At 64.4% G+C, this 20,919-nt stretch carries 25 protein-coding genes and 2 tRNA genes; 19 read left to right on the top strand and 8 right to left on the bottom strand.

All coding sequences use genetic code 11. The annotated features are described in order from the left end of the window. Positions 1–122: 122 nt before the first annotated feature. The 3 genes from PVW46_RS10045 to PVW46_RS10035 all read left to right on the top strand — a co-directional run bounded on the left by PVW46_RS10045 (position 123) and on the right by PVW46_RS10035 (position 5,275). Entirely contained in the window at positions 123–1,301 is a 1,179-nt protein-coding gene (locus PVW46_RS10045) for an aminotransferase class I/II-fold pyridoxal phosphate-dependent enzyme (RefSeq protein WP_069207992.1), read from the top strand. Positions 1,302–1,323: 22 nt separating this feature from the next. Next, positions 1,324–4,470, top strand: coding sequence for a DNA translocase FtsK (locus tag PVW46_RS10040; protein ID WP_069207993.1), 3,147 nt, complete (start codon positions 1,324–1,326; stop codon positions 4,468–4,470). A gap of 202 nt (positions 4,471–4,672) precedes the next feature. Next, on the top strand, positions 4,673–5,275 hold the full coding sequence (locus tag PVW46_RS10035; RefSeq protein ID WP_043142226.1) for a LolA family protein: 603 nt from the start codon (positions 4,673–4,675) through the stop codon (positions 5,273–5,275). A gap of 39 nt (positions 5,276–5,314) precedes the next feature. On the opposite strand, the gene PVW46_RS10030 is transcribed toward PVW46_RS10035, so the two are convergent. Next, positions 5,315–5,908, bottom strand: coding sequence for a transglycosylase SLT domain-containing protein (locus tag PVW46_RS10030; RefSeq protein ID WP_043142223.1), 594 nt, complete (start codon positions 5,906–5,908; stop codon positions 5,315–5,317). Positions 5,909–6,157: 249 nt separating this feature from the next. Here PVW46_RS10030 and hspQ point away from each other — a divergent pair, with 249 nt between their 5' ends. Next, complete coding sequence (gene hspQ / locus PVW46_RS10025) at positions 6,158–6,484, top strand: heat shock protein HspQ (protein ID WP_043142221.1); 327 nt, start codon at positions 6,158–6,160, stop codon at positions 6,482–6,484. A 31-nt stretch (positions 6,485–6,515) separates the two neighbouring features. Here hspQ and PVW46_RS10020 read toward each other — a convergent pair whose 3' ends face one another. From PVW46_RS10020 to PVW46_RS09995, 6 genes are all read right to left on the bottom strand, one after another. Then, positions 6,516–7,109: a 2-hydroxychromene-2-carboxylate isomerase gene (locus tag PVW46_RS10020; RefSeq protein WP_069207994.1), complete on the bottom strand. Its 594-nt coding sequence runs from the start codon at positions 7,107–7,109 to the stop codon at positions 6,516–6,518. Between the two features lie 61 nt (positions 7,110–7,170). Then, entirely contained in the window at positions 7,171–8,238 is a 1,068-nt protein-coding gene (locus PVW46_RS10015; protein WP_069207995.1) for a threonine aldolase family protein, read from the bottom strand. Continuing rightward, positions 8,235–8,705 carry a YcgN family cysteine cluster protein gene (locus tag PVW46_RS10010; protein ID WP_043142211.1) on the bottom strand — a complete coding sequence of 157 codons (471 nt, stop codon included), beginning with the start codon at positions 8,703–8,705 and terminating at the stop codon, positions 8,235–8,237. The genes PVW46_RS10015 and PVW46_RS10010 overlap by 4 nt, the downstream gene beginning before the upstream one ends. After that, positions 8,702–9,634: a bifunctional riboflavin kinase/FAD synthetase gene (locus tag PVW46_RS10005; RefSeq protein ID WP_069207996.1), complete on the bottom strand. Its 933-nt coding sequence runs from the start codon at positions 9,632–9,634 to the stop codon at positions 8,702–8,704. The genes PVW46_RS10010 and PVW46_RS10005 overlap by 4 nt, the downstream gene beginning before the upstream one ends. A 136-nt stretch (positions 9,635–9,770) precedes the next feature. After that, positions 9,771–10,085 (bottom strand): DUF1244 domain-containing protein, encoded by a 315-nt coding sequence (locus PVW46_RS10000; RefSeq protein WP_043142204.1) that lies wholly within the window; start codon positions 10,083–10,085, stop codon positions 9,771–9,773. A 5-nt stretch (positions 10,086–10,090) separates the two neighbouring features. Then, complete coding sequence (locus tag PVW46_RS09995; RefSeq protein WP_069207997.1) at positions 10,091–10,840, bottom strand: N-formylglutamate amidohydrolase; 750 nt, start codon at positions 10,838–10,840, stop codon at positions 10,091–10,093. Between the two features lie 160 nt (positions 10,841–11,000). Here PVW46_RS09995 and pyk point away from each other — a divergent pair, with 160 nt between their 5' ends. Together pyk and PVW46_RS09985 are read left to right on the top strand one after the other, a co-directional pair. Beyond that, the gene (gene pyk / locus PVW46_RS09990; protein WP_069207998.1) at positions 11,001–12,446 is read left to right on the top strand and encodes a pyruvate kinase; all 1,446 of its coding nucleotides are present in this window, start codon (positions 11,001–11,003) and stop codon (positions 12,444–12,446) included. Positions 12,447–12,474: 28 nt separating this feature from the next. Then, positions 12,475–12,699, top strand: coding sequence for a hypothetical protein (locus PVW46_RS09985; RefSeq protein WP_069207999.1), 225 nt, complete (start codon positions 12,475–12,477; stop codon positions 12,697–12,699). Between the two features lie 8 nt (positions 12,700–12,707). Here the strand turns inward: PVW46_RS09985 and PVW46_RS09980 are convergent, their stop codons facing one another. Next, positions 12,708–13,859, bottom strand: coding sequence for an AI-2E family transporter (locus PVW46_RS09980; RefSeq protein ID WP_083242143.1), 1,152 nt, complete (start codon positions 13,857–13,859; stop codon positions 12,708–12,710). Between the two features lie 238 nt (positions 13,860–14,097). Here PVW46_RS09980 and rpmI point away from each other — a divergent pair, with 238 nt between their 5' ends. From rpmI to PVW46_RS09915, 13 genes are all read left to right on the top strand, one after another. Beyond that, positions 14,098–14,298 carry a 50S ribosomal protein L35 gene (gene rpmI, locus PVW46_RS09975; protein ID WP_043142192.1) on the top strand — a complete coding sequence of 67 codons (201 nt, stop codon included), beginning with the start codon at positions 14,098–14,100 and terminating at the stop codon, positions 14,296–14,298. A 15-nt stretch (positions 14,299–14,313) separates the two neighbouring features. Further along, positions 14,314–14,679, top strand: coding sequence for a 50S ribosomal protein L20 (gene rplT, locus PVW46_RS09970; RefSeq protein WP_043142189.1), 366 nt, complete (start codon positions 14,314–14,316; stop codon positions 14,677–14,679). 199 nt (positions 14,680–14,878) lie between these two features. Next, positions 14,879–15,163 (top strand): hypothetical protein, encoded by a 285-nt coding sequence (locus PVW46_RS09965; RefSeq protein WP_043142187.1) that lies wholly within the window; start codon positions 14,879–14,881, stop codon positions 15,161–15,163. A 57-nt stretch (positions 15,164–15,220) separates the two neighbouring features. Further along, positions 15,221–15,742 carry a hypothetical protein gene (locus PVW46_RS09960; protein ID WP_274575806.1) on the top strand — a complete coding sequence of 174 codons (522 nt, stop codon included), beginning with the start codon at positions 15,221–15,223 and terminating at the stop codon, positions 15,740–15,742. Then, complete coding sequence (locus PVW46_RS09955; protein WP_443137039.1) at positions 15,631–16,095, top strand: M10 family metallopeptidase C-terminal domain-containing protein; 465 nt, start codon at positions 15,631–15,633, stop codon at positions 16,093–16,095. The genes PVW46_RS09960 and PVW46_RS09955 overlap by 112 nt, the downstream gene beginning before the upstream one ends. Positions 16,096–16,563: 468 nt before the next feature. After that, positions 16,564–16,638 (top strand) — tRNA-Glu (locus PVW46_RS09950). Between the two features lie 13 nt (positions 16,639–16,651). Further along, positions 16,652–16,726: transfer RNA gene (locus PVW46_RS09945), tRNA-Asp, on the top strand. Positions 16,727–16,793: 67 nt separating this feature from the next. Next, the gene (locus tag PVW46_RS09940) at positions 16,794–17,519 is read left to right on the top strand and encodes a gamma-glutamylcyclotransferase (protein WP_069208002.1); all 726 of its coding nucleotides are present in this window, start codon (positions 16,794–16,796) and stop codon (positions 17,517–17,519) included. Positions 17,520–17,602: 83 nt separating this feature from the next. Continuing rightward, entirely contained in the window at positions 17,603–18,676 is a 1,074-nt protein-coding gene (pheS, locus tag PVW46_RS09935) for a phenylalanine--tRNA ligase subunit alpha (protein WP_069208003.1), read from the top strand. Positions 18,677–18,681: 5 nt separating this feature from the next. Continuing rightward, complete coding sequence (locus PVW46_RS09930; RefSeq protein ID WP_139132214.1) at positions 18,682–19,161, top strand: CPBP family glutamic-type intramembrane protease; 480 nt, start codon at positions 18,682–18,684, stop codon at positions 19,159–19,161. Positions 19,162–19,252: 91 nt separating this feature from the next. Beyond that, entirely contained in the window at positions 19,253–19,642 is a 390-nt protein-coding gene (locus tag PVW46_RS09925) for a hypothetical protein (RefSeq protein WP_043142177.1), read from the top strand. 1 nt (position 19,643) lies between these two features. Beyond that, positions 19,644–19,925 carry a YrhK family protein gene (locus PVW46_RS09920; protein WP_043142175.1) on the top strand — a complete coding sequence of 94 codons (282 nt, stop codon included), beginning with the start codon at positions 19,644–19,646 and terminating at the stop codon, positions 19,923–19,925. 44 nt (positions 19,926–19,969) lie between these two features. Beyond that, entirely contained in the window at positions 19,970–20,842 is an 873-nt protein-coding gene (locus PVW46_RS09915) for a nitrilase-related carbon-nitrogen hydrolase (protein ID WP_069208005.1), read from the top strand. Positions 20,843–20,919: the final 77 nt, after the last annotated feature.

Genomic DNA, 20,919 nt, shown 5'->3' with positions numbered 1-20,919 from the left:
ACTTTGGCGCCACATCGCCCCCCTGCAGGTCCTTGATTCTGGACAGAACCCCCCGTTTTTCCGTATCCTGCGGACAAACGCGGGGCACGCGAATGATCCCGCTACTTATTGAGGCAGTCACGATGTTCCCCGAGCGGTTTTCGAACCTACCGGCCTATGCGTTCCCGCGCCTGCGCGCGCTGCTGGATCACCATGATCCGGGCGGCCCCGTGCTGCACATGTCCATCGGAGAGCCAAAACACCCGTTTCCGGCCTGGATCTCCGAGATCATCGCGCGCCACGTCGCCGATTTCGGGCGTTACCCGCCGAACGAGGGCACGGCAGAACTGCGCGCGGCCATCTCGGACTGGCTGAACCGGCGCTATGGCGTGACGATGGACCCGGCGACCCAGGTCATGAACCTGAACGGCACGCGCGAGGGGCTGTACAACATCGGCATGGCGCTGTGCCCCGAGCAGCAGCGGGGGCAGCGCCCGGCGGTGCTGATGCCCAACCCGTTCTACCAAGTCTACATGATCTCGGCGATTTCCGTGGGGGCAGAGCCAGTCTTTACCCCCGCCACCGCCGAGACCGGTCACCTGCCGGACTACGCGGGTCTGCCGGCCGAGGTGCTGGACCGAACCGCGCTCTGCTACATCTGTTCGCCCGCCAACCCGCAAGGCGTCATGGCGGACGAGGCCTATTGGCGCGAGTTGATTGGCCTGGCCGAAAAGCACGACTTCCAGATCGTGGCCGATGAATGCTACGCCGAGCTTTACCGCGACACGCCGCCTACCGGCGCGCTCGAGGTGGCGGCGGCGATGGGGGCGCATCCCGAACGGGTGTTGTCGCTGCACTCGTTGTCGAAACGTTCCAACCTGCCGGGGCTGCGCTCGGGCTTCGTGGCCGGCGGCCCCGAAAGCATCGCGCGCCTGCGCCAGCTGCGTGCCTATTCCGGCGCTCCGGTGCCGCTGCCGCTGCAACATGTGTCAGAGGCGCTGTGGACGGATGAGGCGCATGTGCGAGAGAACCGCGCACTCTGGGCGCAGAAATACGCCCTGGCGGACGAGATCCTGGGCGATGTTCCGGGCTACATGTCCCCGCAGGCGGGCATGTTCGTCTGGCTGCCGGTCAAGGACGGCGAGGCGGCGACGTTCACACTGTGGACGGAAACCGGTGTCCGGGTACTGCCCGGCGCCTACCTGTCGCGCGACACGGCGGATGGAAACCCGGGGCAGGGGTACATCCGCGCGGCGCTTGTCGCGCCCCAGGACGAGACAAGGGATGGGCTGACCCGGATCCGGGACTGCCTGTTCACATAATAAAGAAAAAGACGAGGCGAAGATGGCATCTTTCCAGGCAAGGGGGCGTGATCCCCTGTTCGACACCAATACCGCCGCGACGCTGGAAAAGCGGGGTCGCGAGCTGATCGGGCTGGCGCTGATCGCGCTGGGGCTGATGGTGGCGGCCATGATCGCCTCGTATACGCCGGATGATCCCTCCTGGCTGTCGGCCACCGATGCGCCGGTGCAGAACTGGATGGGACGCCTTGGGGCCTATGTCGCTGCCCCGCTGTTCATGATCATTGGCCTGGGGGCCTGGGCGCTGGCCGCCGTTTTCCTGGCCTGGGGTGTCCGCCTGGCCCTGCACCAGGGCAATGGCCGCGCCTTTTCCTGCCTGATCTTCTCGCCCATCTGGGTGGCGCTTTGTGCGGTCTATGCCGCGGGCCTACAGGCATCCGCCGGATGGACGCATCATTTCGGCCTTGGCGGTCTGTTCGGTGACATGATGATGGGCTCGGCCATCAATGCACTGCCCTTTGCCCATGCAACGGGGTTGAAGATCATGCAGCTGGGACTGGGCGCGGGTATCCTTGCGCTGGGCGCCTTCGTGCTGGGCTTTACCCGCGAGGAACTGAAATCGCTGGGCCGCTTCCTTCTGGTCAGTGTGGTGATGACCTACGCCACGCTGGTGCGCCTGATGGGCCGCGGGGCCAGCGGTACCATGACCGTGGCACAGCGGATGCAGGCCGCCAGTGCCGAACGTCGCGCCGCCCGGGCCGAGCGGCGCGCCGCCGCCGCCGAAGCCGCACAAGAGGCCGATCTTGTCGCCAGCGCCGAACCGGCGCCTGCCGCCGTGCCTTCTGCCTCGCGCGTGCTGCGCGCCGACATGGGCGTGCCGCCGTCGCCCGAGGCCGGGTTCTATGACCCCGAGGAAGACATCCTGGAAGAAGCACCCATGCCGCAGCCCGAGAAACAGGGCTTTCTGTCGCGCATGATCCGCCGGGCGGACCCTGATCCGCTGCCCGAACCCGAGCTGGTCGAGGAACTGATCGACCATGACGTCGATGTCCCTGGAGAGGACCGCATCCGGGCCAAGATCGCTCGTGCGGTGAAATCCCGCAGCACGGTGCTGCCGGGCCGTCAGACGCCGGGCATCATGGCCGACAAGCCGCTGACCAAGGGACGCGGATACGGCCCGCAGCCCATCGTGTTCCGCGACACACCGCGCCAGCCCGCGCTGCCGCCGGAACCGCCGTTGACCGCGGCGGACCGCCCGCTGCCGCCCGAGCCGCGCCTGACCGCCGCTGATCCGGTCCCCGCGCCTGCCGCCGCTCCGGCCCCCCGGATCTCACCAAGTGCCGAGGAGGTTTCCGAACCGGCGCCGCGCGTCCTGCCCCGTGCCCCTGCCGCGGAACCCGAGGTCGATGCCGAATTCTACTCTGATCTCAGCGATTTCGATGACTATGGAGACCAGGATGGCTTTGACGACGACTACGCCGACGAAGCCGAGGTGCTGAGCGACGACTACCAGCCCGAGCCTGCCCCGCAGTCTGCACCGCAACCGCGCGCCGCCGTGCCGCTGCCGGAACCCAAGAAGGTGGTTCAACAGCCGGTGCGCAAGCCCGTGCAGCCCTCGAAACGCGCCCAGGCAGAGGCCCAGCCCCAGCTGCGTTTCGACGATGATGGGCCGGAATACGAATTGCCGCCGCTCTCGCTGCTCATGTCTCCGGACAAGATCGAACGTCACGTCCTGTCCGACGAGGCGCTCGAGGAAAACGCACGGATGCTGGAAACCGTGCTGGACGACTACGGCGTCAAGGGCGAGATCGTCAGCGTCCGCCCCGGCCCGGTTGTCACCATGTACGAACTCGAACCCGCGCCGGGTCTCAAGGCCAGCCGCGTGATCGGCCTTGCCGACGACATCGCGCGTTCCATGTCGGCCCTCTCGGCCCGCGTCTCGACCGTGCCGGGGCGCAGCGTGATCGGGATCGAACTGCCCAACGACAACCGCGAGATGGTCTCGTTCCGCGAGATCCTGGCGGGCCGCGACTATGGTGACGGCAAGCACAAGCTGCCGCTGGCGCTGGGCAAGAACATCGGCGGCGAGCCTCTGGTGGCGAACCTGGCCAAGATGCCTCACCTGCTGATCGCGGGGACCACCGGTTCCGGTAAGTCCGTCGCCATCAACACCATGATCCTGTCGCTGCTCTACAAGCTGACGCCCGAGGACCTGCGGCTGGTGATGATCGACCCCAAGATGCTGGAACTCAGCGTCTATGACGGCATCCCGCACCTTCTGTCCCCGGTCGTGACCGATCCGAAAAAGGCGGTCGTGGCCCTGAAATGGGTCGTGGGCGAGATGGAAGATCGTTACCGCAAGATGTCGAAGATGGGCGTCCGCAACATCGACGGCTACAACAGCCGCGTCGAGGACGCGCTGGGCAAGGGCGAGATGTTCAGCCGCACGGTCCAGACCGGCTTTGACGACGACACCGGCGAACCCGTCTTCGAGACCGAGGAATTCGAACCGAAGAAAATGCCCTATATCGTCGTCATCGTCGACGAGATGGCCGACCTGATGATGGTCGCGGGGAAAGAGATCGAGGCCTGCATCCAGCGTCTGGCGCAGATGGCGCGAGCCTCGGGCATCCACCTCATCATGGCCACGCAGCGGCCCTCGGTCGATGTCATCACCGGCACGATCAAGGCGAACTTCCCCACCCGGATCTCTTTCCAGGTGACCTCCAAGATCGACAGCCGGACAATCCTTGGCGAAATGGGGGCCGAACAGCTGCTGGGCATGGGCGACATGCTCTACATGGCGGGGGGCGCCAAGATCACCCGCTGCCACGGGCCGTTCGTGTCCGACGAGGAGGTCGAGGAAATCGTCAACCACCTCAAGGCCTTCGGCCCGCCGGAATACGTGGGTGGCGTCGTCTCGGGGCCCGACGAGGAAAAGGCCGACAACATCGACGCGGTGCTGGGTCTGAACACCGGCGGCAACACCGGTGGCGAGGATGCGCTGTACGATCAGGCCGTGGCCATCGTCATAAAGGACCGCAAGTGCTCGACCTCGTACATCCAGCGCAAGCTGGGCATCGGTTACAACAAGGCCGCGCGCCTGGTCGAGCAGATGGAGGACGAGGGTGTCGTCAGCCCCGCCAACCATGTCGGCAAGCGCGAAATCCTGGTGCCGGAACAGGCCTGAGACCGGGGCAGGGAGGGGGCGCGGCCCCCTCTGCGCTTGCGGCGCATTCACACCCGGAGTATTTTTGCAGAGAAGAAGCATGGGGTGCGAGGGCATTGAAGGGGCGGCTTTCCGCCCCGATATTGACCTGCAAGAGGCCTGCTATCGCATAGCGCCGCGCGATGTGCCATGTCAGCGGGCATTCCGAGCAGGAAGGAAACACATGATCCGCAGAGCTTTCACCGCAGGTCTCATTGCCCTTGGCACGCTTGCGGCGCTGCCCGCCAGCGCCCAGCAACTGTCGCTGAACGAGATCTCGCGCTACCTGAACTCGATCACCTCGGCCACGGGCACTTTCACCCAGATCAACGCCGACGGCACGATCTCGACCGGCGAAATCGCGATCAAGCGGCCGGGCAAGGTGCGTTTCGACTACAACCCGCCAGAGCGGGCGCTGGTCATGGCAAGCGCCGGGGCCGTCTATATCCTTGACCGCAAGCTGGGCGCCCGACCGGACACCTATCCGCTGCGGCAGACGCCGCTGTCGATCATCCTTGCGCGCCAGGTGGACCTGAGCCGCGCCGGCATGGTGGTCGGGCATGGGTTTGATGGCACGGCGACCACCGTCACCGCGCAGGACCCTGACAACCCGGATTATGGCACAATCCAGCTGAAGTTCACTGGCGCACCGGTTGAGTTGCGGCAATGGATCATCACCGACCGAAACGGTAGCCAGACCACGGTGATCCTGGGCGGGCTGGAACAGGCAAACCTGTCCAACAGCGTCTTTTCGATTGAAAGCGAACTGTCCAAGCTCAAGCGCTGAGGGTGTGGCGCGGCCCCATCCCGGGGCCGCGCGTTTTCCCTACCGTGCGGCGCGGCAATTCCTGAGTTGCCGCTCGTAGAGCACCGCCCGTTCGCCTACCTGTGTCGACACCCGCAGCAGCCAGGACTTGGCATTGTAGCTGCCTCGGCGATAGCCCGTGCGACCCTCGTGGTAGGCAAGGTAATGGCGCCGCGCGTCCGACTTCGGAATGCCCAGCTCCTTGTGCGACAGATCCATGTACCAGCCCATGAAATCGGTTGCGTCGCGGATGTTGTCTCGGCGCGCACCGCGCCGGCCCGCGTCGGCCAGGTATTCGTCCCAGGTGCCGTCCAGCGCCTGGCTGTACCCGAAGGCCGAGCTTTGACGCCCGATCGGGATCACGCCGAGGCTGTACCGGAAGGGGGTTCGCGCATCGCTGTCGAACTTGCTCTCCTGGTAGATCGTTGCCATCTGAACGTGCACGGGAACACCCCAGCGCCGTTCGGCACTGCGGAAGGCACGGTAATATCCGGGACGCTGTTCGAGAATCGAACAGGCGTTGTCCAGGTTGCGCGGAGACGTACCAGACCCGCCGCCACCCCCACAGGAGGCCGCAAGAAGCACGATCACCAAGGCGCGAAGGACTCTGCTCATTTGCCACTCGCCTCGCTTTGTCTTTTTATTGTAAGGCATTTTAGCTGATTGCGCCGGGGGAGGGAATCACATTTCCTCCAGTCCAGCGGGTCACCGCTGTCGCGGGGCATGGTATCGGGACAAGTGCGCCCTTGGCCTATGATCTGGACTGTTGGCGGGTGTTTCACAGAGTGTTTCCCGCCAATTTGAGGCGAAAGTTGGACAAGGCACCGGCGGAAACGGTATCAAGGAGGCAGGAAGAGGTTCGTTATGTTGCACAATCGCGCGAAATATCACCTGGGTCAGGTCGTCCGCCACCGCAAGCACCCCTTCCGGGGCGTGGTGTTTGATGTCGACCCCGAATTCTCGAACACCGAGGAATGGTACGAATCCATTCCCGAGGACAGCCGCCCGTCCAAGAAACAGCCGTTCTATCACCTGCTGGCAGAAAACGATCAGAGCTTTTACGTGGCCTATGTCTCGGAACAGAACCTGGTCGCCGACTACTCGGGCGAGCCGGTAGATCACCCGGACATTCCCGATCTCTTCGGCGCCTTCGAGGACGGGTCTTACGCGCTGCACTTCCAGATGAACTGAGGGCTGGCGTCCCGCAGCGATGAGAACGGGATCATCCCGCCTTTGCCGCCCAGGCGGCGGCCTCGTCCAGGCGGTCGTCGCCCCAGAACAATTCCTCCCCTACGACGAAAGACGGGCTGCCGAAGATGCCCAGGCCCTCGGCCGTGTCGGTTTCCGCGCTCAGCAGCGCCGTGCCTTCTTCGCCCGCGGCTCGGGCCAGCACCGCGACAGGGTCCTGCCCCACGGCCCGCAGGCTGTCTGACAGGTTCGGATCGCTGCCCGCTTCCTTCCCGTCGACGAACCAGCGGCGATAGGTTTCTATCGTGTAGTCCTCGCCCCAGCCTTCGGTCATGCCCAGAACCGCTATCTTGTTGGCCAGCGGCAGGTCGGGCAGTGGGTAAGGGGCGGGGACATTGATCGGCAGCCCGAAAAGCTCGGCCCGCCGTTCCATGTCGCGCCACATGTAGGCGGTCTTGATCGGCTTGTCGCGGAAGGGGACGTTGTTCTGGGCCATCATGATCCGGCGCACGTCAAAGGGGCGCCATGTCACCTGCAGCCCGTGATCGCGCGCATAATCCCGCATCCGCGCGACCGTCAGATAGCTGTAGGTGCTGCCGATCGAATACCAGAAATCCAGTTTGGCCATGTCAGATCCTCCTGCCGCGAGGGCAGCCTAGCGGCAGGCGGGACAGGTTGTGAAGCCCGTGTCACAGGGCGGCGCGCATGACCTTCAGGAATTCCGTGATTTCGGCTTCGGTCGTGGACCAATTGCACACCAGGCGCGCAAGCGCCGGTTCATCGGCCTTCTCGGGCGGGTTGCCCCAAAGCGCGTAGACCGCGCCCGCCGCCTGGGCCGCCTTGTGCGCCCGCAGCGGCGCGCGAAAGAACAGCATGTTGGCGCGGGTCTTGTTCACGATTTCCAGCCCCATGTCCTGCAGCCCCCGGGCCAGGGTCTCGCAGCGGTCATTGGCCTGCTGTGCCAGGTCGCGCCACAGGTCGTCTTCGAGGTAGGCCAGCATCTGGGCCGCGACGTAACGGTGCTTGGAATACAGATGGCCCGCGCGTTTCACCCGCAGCTCGAACTCCTGCGCCCGGGTAATGCCGCTGCTGGCGGGTGCCTCTGGGTCAAAGATCACCACCGCCTCGGCATCCATCAGACCGTTCTTGGTGCCGCCGAAAACGGCGATGTCCACGCCCGCCTTCCAGGTCATCTCGGCCGGGGTGCAGCCCAGCTTGACACAGGCATTGGCAAAGCGCGCCCCGTCCAGGTGCACAGGCAAACCGTATTCCCGTGCCACCGCACACAGCGCCCCGATGTCGGATAGCGCATAGACATTCCCGCCCTCGGTCACATTGGTGATCGAGACCGGCCCACGCTGTGGCCCGTGCACGCCGCGGTTGCCCTCGCCCAGGATCGCGCTGCGCAGGGCCTCAGGTGTCATCACGTCGCCGCCGCGCACAAGGGTCAGCTTGGCGCCGCCGGTGTAGAACTCGGGCGCGTTGCACTCGTCCTCGTGGATATGCGCGTGCTCGGAGCAGAAGATCGTTTGGAACGGCGCGCAGAGCGTGGCCAGTGACAGTGAATTCGCAGCGGTGCCCGTGGCCACCAGGTAGACTGCCGCGCCCGGGGCCTCGAACAGGGCGCGAACCCGGTCCGCCACTTCTGCCGTCACGTCGTCGGCGCCATAGCTTGCCGCCGCGCCGCTGTTCACCCGGGCCAGGACGTCAAGAACCTGCTGCGGAACTGGGCTGGCATTGTCGGATGCAAAGTTCATAGCGGCTCCTCGATGATATGGTCTTCCCAGTCGTCTTCATCGATCTCGAATTCGGGCACTGTTGCCCCTTGCATCGACACACCCGCCGCATGAACGGACTCGGGCGTGCCTGAAATCAGCGGATGCCAATCGTACAGCGGCTTGCCCTCGTAAAGCAGCTTGTAGGCGCAGGTCTCGGGCATCCAGTAATGGTTTTTTGCGATGTTTGCGGGCCGCAACACGATGCATTCCGGCACAAACTGATGCCGGATCTCGTACTGGGAGCAGCGGCAGGTGCTGTCGTCGAACAGGCGGCAGGCGACACGGGTCAGCGCCACCTCCCCGGTGTCCTCGTCCTCAAGCTTGTTCAGGCAGCACTTGCCGCATCCGTCGCAGAGCGCCTCCCACTCGGCGTCCGACATGTCCTGAAGGCGCTTGCGCTCCCAGAAGCGCGGCGTCAGGCCGGTGCGGGCAATCGGATCTGTCATTCGGCGGCCAGGATCTCGCGGGCCTTAAGGCAGTCCGCGTCCATCTGGGTGATCAGCGCCTCAAGCCCGTCGAATTTCAGCTCGGGCCGCAGGTATTCGACCAGTCCGACCGACAGGGTCGCACCGTAGAGGTCGCCCGTGAAGTCGAAGAGATAGGTTTCGATGTTGGGCACTTCGCCATTGAACATCGGGCGGACGCCGATGCTGGCGGCCCCGCGATAGCTGCCCTTGTGCGGGCCGTCGCGCACGTCCACCAATACGGCGTAGACGCCGAACCGGGGCGGGTGCAGCCCGTCGATGGACATGTTCGCGGTGGGATAGCCAAGCTCACGCCCGCGCTGTTCGCCGCCGACCACCTTGCCTTCGATCCGGTGCCAGTGACCCAGCAGGGCCGCAGCATCGCGGGGGCGGCCCTCGGACAGCGCGTCGCGGATCGCGGTCGACGAAACCTGTACACCGCCGGTTTCCAACAGGTCAGCAACCGTTACGCCAAACCCCATTTCTTCGCCGAAGGCCTGCAGACTTTCGACATTGCCCGCGCGCCCCTTGCCGAAACAGAAATCCGCGCCCACCACCACGTTGACCAGGCCGAACCCCTTGCGGATCACGCGGTCCGCGAAGTCCCGCGGGGTCAACGAGGCCAGCACCGTATTGAAATTCAACTGGTACAGCCGTTCGACCCCAAGTTTCTCAAGCCGCGCGGCGCGGGTCTCGGCGCTCATCAGGCGAAAGGGGGCGGAGTCCGGGGCGAAATATTCGCGCGGATGCGGTTCGAACGTCATCACGCCAAGAGGTGCCCCGGGCGCCGATCGGCGCGCGAGGTCGATCACCGCCTGGTGGCCCAGATGGACGCCGTCAAAGTTGCCGATGGCGACGCTGGCACCCTGATCTTCGGGCCGCGTGTACTGATAGTCGTGAACGATCCGCATGCGCTTCCCGTTACCGGCACGCGCGCCCGTGCGCAAGCATCCCCCGGCATGGCGTGGCGCCCGTGCCCCGATTTGTGATGCCGCCCACACGGATGCCGCGCAGGCGCACAAATACCCTGTCCGACTGCGGGCGCGGTCAGCCCTTGTCGGTCACGTTTTCCTTGAAGGACTTTTCGAAGGCGGCCTGCTTGTCGGGCCCGGCCTCGGTCTGGAACTTATCCTTCCATTCGGAATAGGGCATCCCGTAGTAGACCTCGCGGGCCTCTTCCTTGCCCATCTCGATGCCCTTTTCGTTCGCCGCCTCCTGGTACCAGCGGCTCAGGCAGTTGCGGCAGAAGCCGGCCAGGTTCATCATGTCGATGTTCTGTACGTCCTGCCGGTCTTCCATCAGGTGCTGGCGCAGCCGGCGAAAGGCGGCGGCCTCGATCTCGATGCGGGTCTGGTCGTCCATCTTTGTCACTCCTCTTTCTCCGTCGCGGCGGCCAGCGCCTGTTGCAGCAGCGGCGCCAGGCGCGCCGCCCAGTGTCGCTGGCCGACCTCTTCCTCGATCAGGTCGTTGCGGACCTCGATCAGCGTGTTCAGGCGTCCTGCGCCAAGGGCGTGGCGGTCGATCGCATCGCCGGGCAGGTGACCGGGGTAGGGCTGGTTGCGTCCCACCACCAGATCGGGTTCCGCCTCCAGCATGTCAATGAGCGGATCGGACAGGCGCGCATCCCATGCGGCGTGCAGCACGCCGACATGCCAGGGGCGGGGCGGGCGGCCGTGCAGTTGCGGCGTGAAGGAATGGATCGCCACGATGGCCACATCGTCGCGCCCTGCCACCATTTTCGCCAAAGCGGCATCATAGGGGCGGTAATAGGCGTTCAGGCGGCGTTCCTTTTCTTCGGCGTCCGCATGGCGGTTGCCGGGGATCACCGAACCGTCGTAGAGCTTCATCAGCAGGGTCGGGTCGTCTTCGCCCCGGTTAGGGTCGAGCACGAGGCGCGAGAAATTCGACAGGACAACCGGCGCATCCAGCAATTCACCCAGTTCCCGCGCCATACCGGCGGCGCCCACGTCATAGGCAATGTGGCGCGCCATGTCCGACACCGGCAGGCCGAGAGAGCCGCCAAGATCGGGCGGCACAATGTTGGCGGCATGATCACAGGTGATCAGGAACCGGCTCTGGCGGGTTTCGCCGATGATCTGGCAGGGGGAATATGTCATGGTCTCGTCGTCTTTGGCCCGCTACACATATGCCAGTTGCGCGGCAAAGGGAAATACGTGATAAAGCAGGCGCCGTTAGCGGTAACGCCGCAACTGCATTTGCCAGCGCGCACACGCGGACGCGACTGGCCGCCACAGCCGACCGGGCAGGGAGAAAGACATGAAACGCGACCGTAACGTCAAGATCGTGGCCACGCTTGGCCCCGCATCCAACACCTACGAGATGATCCGGGCCCTGCACGAGGCCGGAGCGGATGTCTTTCGCCTGAACATGAGCCACGGCACCCACGAGGAAATCGAGGAACGCCACAAGATGATCCGGCAGGTCGAAAAGGACCTGGACAGCCCGATCGCGATCCTTGCCGACCTCCAGGGCCCGAAACTGCGCGTGGGTGAGTTCGCCAACGGCTCGGAAGAGCTGGAGTGGGGCCAGAAGTTCCGGTTGGACCTGGACGAAGCGCCGGGTGACGCGACACGCGTGCAGCTGCCGCACCCCGAGATCTTTGCCGCCCTCAGCGGCGGGTCGCACCTGCTGGTCAATGACGGCAAGATCCGCCTCAAAGTGGCCGACTGCGGCAAGGATCACGCAAATTGCATCGTCGAGGCGGGCGGCACGATTTCCAACCGCAAGGGCGTGAACGTTCCCGACGTGGTGCTGCCGCTTGCCGCGCTCAGCGACAAGGACCGCCGCGACCTGGAATTTGCCTGCGGGCTGGGCGTCGACTGGATCGCTTTGTCCTTTGTGCAGCGGGTCGAGGACGTCGAAGAGGCGCGGCGCCTGGTCTGGGGCCGGGCGGCAATCATCTCGAAGATCGAGAAACCCTCGGCGGTCGAGGCTTTTGACGAGATCCTGGAGGTCTCGGACGGGATCATGGTCGCCCGTGGCGACTTGGGCGTCGAACTGCCTGTTCAGGCTGTGCCGCCGATCCAGAAGCGCCTGGTGCGCAAGTGCCGTGCGGCCGCCAAGCCGGTGATCGTTGCGACGCAGATGCTGGAATCCATGATCGAAAGCCCGATGCCGACCCGGGCCGAGGTCTCGGACGTGTCCGGCGCCATCTACGAGGGCACCGACGCCATCATGCTGTCGGCGGAATCGGCCGCCGGTCAGTACCCGATCGAGGCTGTCACCACGATGAACAACGTGGCCATCTCGGTCGAGAGCGACCCAACCTATCGCGACGTGATCGAGGCCTCGCGCAACGCCGTGCGGACCTCTGTCGCCGACGGCATCGTGGCCGCCGCGCGCGAGATCGCCGAGACGACAGAGATCAAGGCGATCTGCTGCTTTACCTCTTCGGGCACCACTGCGGCCCTGGTTGCGCGGGAACGTCCGCGCGTGCCGATCATCGCCATGACCCCGATGACCGGTGCCGCACGCCGGCTGTCGCTGACCTGGGGCACGCAATGCGTCATGACCGGAGAGCTGGAGCGGTTCAAGCAGGCTGTCGTCAACGCGGCCCGTGCCGCGCGCGCGCAGGGCTATGCCGGTGAAAAGGACCAGATCGTCGTCACCGCAGGCGTGCCCTTCAACCAGCCGGGAACGACCAACATCCTGCGCGTTGCCCCCTGCAACGAGCGTTTGATCTTTTCGACCGATCCGGAATAACCTTTCCCCTGCAAGAGGGGGCAGGCCAATGGAACCTGACATGATGCTGGTCACCGGCATGGGGCTGGTCGTTCTGTCACTGCCGGCGATCATTTCGGCCTGGTCCGACAATCGGGCGCCCCGTGTGGGCGCCCTCGTGTTGTTCGGCGGCGCGGGACTTGTCTTCTGGGCCTTCCGCGAAAAGGACGGCGGTTATCGCCCGCAGGATATTCCTGACGCGGTCTATGGCGTGATCGGTCAGATCCTGAACTGAGAGCGGGCTCAGGAAGAGGGGCGGGGTTCCGCTGTATCCTCTGTGGGTTCCTGTTCCGGCTCCATCTCCAGATCGAGGTCCGGCAGCCCTTCGCGAGACAGCAGGATGGCCACGGGCCGCACGCGCGGGATGTGCGAACAGATGATCATGATCGACACCATGATCGGCACCGCCAGGAACATCCCCACGATCCCCCAGACCGCGGCCCAGAAGGCCAGGCTGGCGATGATGCCGAAAGAGGACAGCCGCAGTGTCTTGCCCAGCAGCAGTGGGTCAAGCACCTGGCCCACGGTGAACTGGATCACGGTTACGATCGACAGGACCGTCAGGCCTGTAAAGGCGTCGCCGGTCTGGACGTAGCTGACCAGGGCTACCACCACCGTCGCCACGATGGAGCCGATGTTGGGAATGAAGTTCAGGACGAAGGTCAACACCGCCATCGGCATCGCCAGGTCCAGCGCAAAGAAGGTCATCACCGCGTAGACCAGCGCCCCTGTGACGGAGCTTATGACCACCTTGACCACGAGGTAACGGTTCACCCGGTGGATGATCGAGGAAATGATCCGCTCGACCCGCCGTGCGCGCCGCTCGTCCCCCATGAGGCTGGCCAGCTTGGTCGGGAACCAAAGGCGCTCCAGGAACATGAAGCCCACGAACAGCGTGACCAGCACCGCACCCGAGGCGATGTTGCCCGCCTGTCCGGCGAGGGACGACAGGTAAGGGCCCAGCTGGATCGATTTCATCCAGTCCAGCACGGCGGTCTCGACATCCGCCCCCATCCAGCCGACCAGGTCCGCCACCGCCTGCTGGGCGGGGTCCGCGTATTGCAGGATCGTGACTACAACCGTGTTCGCCTGGGCGAGGATGATCAAAGAGGCGGAAATCAGGATGGTGGCGATCAAGAGCACCGCCAGCATCGAGGCAATCCAGATCGAAACCCGGGCACTGCCGATCCTCATTCGCTGGAAATAGTTGATCGCATCGGAGGTCAGCGAGAACAGCATGATCGCGATGGCCAGCGAGATCAGCAGGAACTTGGCTTGCACCAGCAGAAAGAGGATCACCGCGAAGGCGATGATGCCCAGAAACCAGGTCTGCGCCTTTCGGATTTCGGAGACTTCCGCGCGCGCGGACTGGTCGGTGTCTGGATGATCGGGCATATGTCGGGATTGAAACTCTGTAATTGTGTTTGAGTAGCCGCGCGACCCAAGGATAATGGGGCCTGTCGCGGGGAGCAAGGCGAGGCGCCAGCGGGATCCTGTCGCTTGCGGTCCGGGGCAGGTCGTGCCCCCGTGTTCGCCCCTTGCCAAACCTGCCGCGTCCCCCTATACGGCGCTTTCCAACCGCGCGGCCGGCCACCAGTGGCATGCCGAGTCGCGCCAAGTAACGGAGATTGAAATGCCCAAGATGAAGACCAAGTCGAGCGCCAAGAAGCGCTTCAAGGTGAGCGCCACCGGCAAGGTGCTGACGGCCCAGGCCGGCAAGCGCCACGGCATGATCAAGCGCACCAAGAAATTCATCCGCGATGCGCGCGGAACCACCACCATGTCGAAGCCTGACGCCAAGATCGTCAAGCAGTACATGCCCTACGACCGCTGATCAGGAGGATAAGATATGTCCCGTACCAAAGGCGGAACCGTTACCCACGCGCGTCACAAGAAGATCACCAGCCAGGCCAAAGGTTACTATGGCCGCCGCAAGAACACCTTCAAGGTGGCGGCACAGGCTGTCGACAAGGCGAACCAGTACGCCACGCGTGACCGCAAGAACCGCAAGCGCAACTTCCGCGCCCTGTGGATTCAGCGTATCAACGCCGCCGTGCGCGCGCATGACGAATCGCTGACCTACTCGCGTTTCATCAATGGCCTGACACTGGCTGGCATCGAGGTCGACCGCAAGGTCTTGGCCGACCTGGCCGTGCACGAGCCCGAGGCATTCGCCGCCATCGTCGACCAGGCGAAAGGCGCGCTGCCGGCCTGAGCCGAGCGCATCTCGAAAATCGGACAAGGCCCGGGCTCAGCGCCCGGGCCTTTTCTGTTGCGGGGGTCCGTGTGACGGAATGGCAGAATGCGCGGCTATGCGCGTATGGCGGGAGTTTCAGTGTGAAAATGCGCGCAAAGCGCTTTGGGCTTCGCTAGGGTCGAACCGGACCTTCTTCCCGACACGAAAAAGCCTGCTTATGGCAGTGGATTTTCAGGGCACGTCCGCGATCCCCGTCACCGAGATCAATGGTGACGAGATGTTCACCCTTCGGGGCGCGCAGATCTATGCGTCTGGGGTGGCTGTCACGCTGGGCACCGGGGCCCTGTCGACAGAGTTTCACAACCACGGCACCGTCCTTTCGGGCGCTGCGGCGGTTGGCGTGCTCACTGCGGACAGCACGGTGGGCAATTTCGGCACGATCAATGGTGTCGTGGCGGCGGTCGACTATGCGCCCGGCGCGGCCGGTCTGCACTTCCTGTAGAAGCACGGCGACATCAGCAGCAGCGGTACGGCCATCGGGATGCAGGGCAATCCCGACATGAGCCTGTACCTGACGAACACCGGTCGGATCACGACCGACGCCGGGGCGATCATCGCGTCCAACAGCGGGCTTGATGACCTGCGTCTCATCAACAGTGGGGAAATGATCGGCAACGACCTATACACGGTTGCAGAATTCAGCGTCTACCTGGCCAACTCCGGGCTGATCCAGACCAGCGGGATCCAGGCCGGATCCGGGTCGGGGACAACGGTTCTCAACAGCGGGACGATCACGGTGCATGGCACAGGTCCGGCCCTGGAAACCGGCGGCGCCGCAGATGTGGTCAGAAACACCGGCACGATATTCGGCGACGTGGTCCTGGCGGCGGGCGAAGACCTGTTCCGGAATGCGGGCCCCGGGAGCGTCGTCGGCACGGTACAGGGGGGGGGGCGGACAACGACACCCTTATCGGTTCCGACGCCGCGGACCGTTTCGAGGGTGACGAAAACGCCGACCTTCTGGTGGGACAGGGTGGGAACGACTCGCTGTACGGTGGAGAGTTTCCGGACGTGCTGCTGAGTGGCGACGAGGATGAACTGGCCGGGGGGCTGGGTCTCGACTTTCTGACCGGGGGCGCGGACGCGGACATCTTTGTGGTCCGCACCATCGCACAGGCCGGGATCGGCGCCACGTGCGACCAGATCCTTGATTTTGAACAGGGTGTGGACGTGATCAACGTGGTCTCGATGACGCCGGGGGTCTTCACCTTTGTCGGCACCGGAGCCTTTAACGGGGCGAACCAGATCCGTGTGATCGAAACGGCCTCCGGGTCCAGCATCGTCCAGTTCGAGACGACGGGGGATGGCATCGCCGATGCCGAGATCCGGGTGGCCGGTGTCGTCGGCCTGACCACGGACGACTTCGCTCTGTGAGCGTACAACCGAGAATTGCGTCCATTTGGTCTTTGGCAAGGGGCGGCCCTCTGCTATGCAGACGATCTGAGTTCAACCGCGAGAGACCCGTCATGTTCCCGCGCATCGCCTTTGCAGAACGCGATCCCGGCCCCCCTCGGGGGATCGGGTGCTTGTGTGCGCGCAGCGACTAGCAGTCAGATCCGGTTTTTTCCCGAGGGGCGGCATCCATGTGATGCCGCCCCTTTTCTTTTGTTCCGCAGAAAGGAGCCGCCTTGGCCGAAGACCCCGACGATCCCGAGGAGGCAGAAGGCCTAGTCCCCTGTCTCCGTTCCCGACACAGACCCATACGACCCCGGCGATCCGGTTCTCAACACCCCTTCAGGGCGGTGAATGGAGATGCATTGATTTCATTTTAAATCATTGAAAATAAACATTAAAAATCTTGATCGGTGTCGCCGAATTCACTAGGTTTCCGTCATGGCCAATGGGGCGTTCGTCTAGGGGGCAGGACACCCGCCTTTCGAGCGGATAACACGGGTTCGAATCCCGTACGCCCTGCCAGGCCCGGCGTTTGGGTCGCGTAGCTCAACGGGAGAGCACCGGATTGTCTATCCGGGTGTTGCGGGTTCGAATCCCGTCGCGATCGCCACCGCCGCCTTTGCTTTTCCGGCACGCCCATGCATGTTGGGCCCCACGTATCCCGGGGCGCTTCATTAATGACTACCAACGATCCATTCCGTCACCACCCCGGCCTGCGCGCTCTGATCAAGCCGCGCGAAGACAGCTTTTTCGCGGATTTTCACGTCGACAAGGCCATCGAGATCGGCAAACAGCACGGGCGCGCCACCGACTGGATCCTGACCGAAGCCGAGATCGAGGCCGACCGGACACAGGCACTGGCCGGGCGAATGGACCGCGATCTCTGGGTCTTTGCCTACGGCTCGCTGATGTGGGATCCGGCGGTGCGCTTTACCGAGGTGCGTCGCGGATTTGCGCCGGGGGCCGAACGGCGGTTCATCCTGTTCGACATCAACGGCGCGCGCGGGACAGAGGACCAGCCGGGACTGATGGCGGCGCTGGACGCGGGGCAGGGGTGCCACGGGCTGATCTTCCGGATCGCGGCCAGGGATGTGCAGGACGAGACCCGCAGCCTCTGGCACCGCGAACGTCTGGGAGAGGCCTATCTGCCGCGCTTCATTTCCGTCGAAACCGATCACGGAACCGAAGAGGCGCTGGCCTTCCTCGCCAACCATGCGGCCGGCAACATCAGGGGCGATCTGCAACATGACGAACAGGTGCGGCTGATCGCGACCGGCGAGGGGTTTCTCGGCACCAGCCGCGAATACCTTGAAAACCTCGCCGCGCACTTCGAAGAGATGAAGATCGAGGATGCAGAGGTCACCCGGCTCGTGACCGACGTGCGGGCCTACGCCTCGGGCTAGGCGGTGCCGGAAGGGACCAAAGCAAGGTTGCAAACCGGCCATGTCGGGGCTAACCCGTCGCGGGCAAGCCTGAGGGATCGGACATGGAAGACCTGCGCGAGAAATACATCGACCTGATTGCCAAGGCGGGCGACGAAGCCGCGCTGGAGGACCTGCGCGTCGCAGCGGTGGGCAAGAAGGGCGAGATCAGCCTCAAGATGCGTGAACTGGGCAAGATGAGCCCCGAGGAGCGCCAGGTCGCCGGCCCCGCGCTGAACGCGCTCAAGGATGAGATCAACGCCGCCCTGGCCGCGAAGAAGGCCGCGCTGGCCGATGTCGCGCTCGAGGAGCGGCTCAAGACCGAATGGCTGGACGTGACCCTGCCGGGCCGCCCGATGCGCCGCGGCACCATCCACCCGGTCAGCCAGGTCATGGAAGAGATCACCGCGATCTTTGCCGATCTCGGCTTTTCCGTTGCCGAAGGTCCGCAGATCGACAGCGACTGGTACAACTTCGACGCGCTGAACATCCCCAGCCACCACCCGGCGCGGGCCGAGATGGACACCTTCTACATGCACCGCGCCGAGGGCGACAATCGCCCGCCGCATGTGCTGCGCACCCACACCAGCCCCGTGCAGATCCGCCACATGGAGGCGCATGGCGCCCCCTGCCGGATCATCGCGCCGGGCCGCGTCTACCGCGCCGACTATGACCAGACCCATACGCCGATGTTCCACCAGGTCGAAGGGCTGGCCATCGACCGCGACATCTCGATGGCGAACCTGAAATGGGTGCTCGAGGAATTCGTGAAGGCGTATTTCGAGGTCGACCACGTCGAGCTGCGCTTCCGCGCCTCGCATTTCCCCTTCACCGAGCCTTCGGCCGAGGTCGACATCCAGTGTTCCTGGGAGGGCGGCGTGCTCAAGGTGGGCGAGGGCGACGACTGGCTCGAAATCCTCGGCTCCGGCATGGTGCACCCGCAAGTGTTGAAGAACTCGGGCGTGAACCCGGACGAATGGCAGGGCTTTGCCTTCGGTATGGGGATCGACCGGATCGCGATGCTGAAATACGGCATCCCCGACCTGCGCGCCTTCTTCGACTCTGACCTGCGCTGGCTGCGGCACTACGGGTTCGCGGCGCTGGACGTGCCGACGACGGCGGCGGGCCTGTCGCGCTAGGTAGGATGCGCCAGTCGCTTGGACCAAGCGCGCTGGCGACTGTGACCGCGATGCTTGTGGTGGTCGCTCTCGGCCTGCCACTCGGGTTCAAGTGCGGTATTATCGTCTATGATCCTGTGGCGTTGCCTTGGTTGCGCTACGCCACGATCCTGATCGCCCCGGCGTTGGTCGAAGAGCTGATCTTTCGCGCCCCACTTTTGTGGGTGCGGAGAGAACGGCTGCTGTCCTTGGGCGCGGTCTTGTTGGCGGGCTATGTATTGCAACACTCAGCGACGGCCTGGCTCATCTGGCCGGACGCCCGCGCGTTTTTCTGGGACCCGTGTTTCCTTCTGCTGACCGCCTGGCTTGGACTGGTGAACATGGTGCTTGTGGTGGCCACTGGGCGAGTCATGCCTGCGGTGATTGTGCATTGGTTGGCCGTCACGGGTTGGATGCGGTTCCTCGGGGGCGAAGACGCGATTTCCAGAAACCTCCCCTTCGGATAGTGAGGGCACCGTGGTGTGGCGGGAATGTCCCCCTGTCCCCGCGCGGGATTCCATGACACTCTGCGCAGGCACACAACCCCGGAGACAGCCCATGTTCCGCGCCCTCTCTCTCGCCGCCCTTCTCGCAACACCCGCCCTCGGTGACGAGGTCTGGGACAGCGCGCAAGGTCCTGTCGTCTACGAAGAGGACACCGGCGGCGCGGCTGTCCTGTCCTTCACGCATCCGAACGGCTATCCGGCCAGGCTGGTCATCCCGGGACTGGCCGGCAACTACCAGGACCGCGCCGTGCACCGGGCCTTCTGGGTCGGGCAGGGGCCGGGCACCTGCTTTGCCGCCATGAGCCTCGGGGGCCAGCCCAGCCATGACTGGGGGGAGGCCCTTATCAGTTTTGACAGGCCCGCCTTTCCGACCTCCTTCACCCTCTCGTTGGGTGACTGCTTTGGCCCGATGACCACATCCTTCCGGGCGCTCGCACGCTGACATGGCGCTCTTTACCCACGAAAATCGCCAACGCAGCGCCGACTCGCGCCGCGTCTATGCCGCCTTCGAGATCGCCCATACCACCGTCGATTTCATCGCCGCCTTCTGTTTCCTGATCGGCTCGATCCTGTTCTTCTGGCCTGTCTGGGAAACGCAGGCGATCTGGCTCTTCGTCATCGGATCGGTCTTTTTCGCGCTGAAACCGACCCTGCGGCTGGTTCGGGAATTGAGGCTGGCGGCAATGGGCGACGCCGAGGACCTGGCGGAACGCTATCGCGATTGACGTTTGCCGGACGGGCATGGCAGGCGGGGCCAAAGGGGAGGTACATGATGTCCGAAACGCTCACCGTCGGCGCCGCGCAGTTCGGCAGCCGGATCGGCGATCTCGACGCCAATTTCGAGGAACATCACCGCTGGGTGAGCCAGGCCAGGGGGCTGGACCTGCTGGTTTTTCCCGAGCTTAGCCTAGTTGGTCATTACGGTGCCGAAAACCTTCTGGACGTGACGATGAAACGGCACGACCCGCGCCTGATCGAGCTCAGCCGCGCGGCGGGGGACACGATCCTGATCGTCGGTTTCGTCGAGGAAGGCCCGGCGGCACAGTTCTACAACGCGGCGGGCGTCTACAAGAACGGCAAGCTGATCTACATCCATCGCAAGATCAATCTCCCCTCCTATGGCAAGCTGATCGAGACGAAATACTATGCCCAGGGCCGTTTCGTGGACACGCAGGAGATCACCGAGGACTGGCGCCTTGGCCTGCTGATCTGCGCCGATCTCTGGAACCCGGCACTGGTGCATCTTGCCTTCCTGCATGGCGCGACGCTGCTGGTTTCGCCGATCTCCAGCGGGGTCGAGGCGGTGGGAGAAGCCTTTGACAACCCCTCGGGCTGGACGGCCACGATGCATTTCTACTCGATGATGTACGGCGCGCCCTCGATCATGGTGAACCGGACCGGGCCGGAAGAGGATCTGAATTTCTGGGGTGGCTCGCGGATCCTCGACCCCTTCGGCCATCCTCTTGCCATCGCCGGACAGGACCCGGAGCTGATCACCGCCGAGCTTGATTATGGCCAGGTGCGCCGGGCCCGCGCCCTCTTGCCCACCGTGCGGGACAGCAACATCGGCCTGGTCGAACGCGAGATGAACCGCCTGAACGACCGATTGGGCGTTCCCGACATCATCCGCGACGACGACTAGGCCGCGCCGGGCCATCCTGGCTGGCGGGTCTCGCTGGGCGCGCGCCCATGTTTCTTTGGGCTGAAAATACCTCCGGG

The sequence above is a fragment of the Mameliella sp. AT18 genome, from assembly GCF_028807275.1.
In the GTDB taxonomy this organism is placed as follows: Bacteria; Pseudomonadota; Alphaproteobacteria; order Rhodobacterales; family Rhodobacteraceae; genus Antarctobacter; species Antarctobacter albus.
The sequence above is the reverse complement of the archived record's forward strand: the minus strand, read 5'-3'. Positions and strand labels throughout refer to the sequence as shown.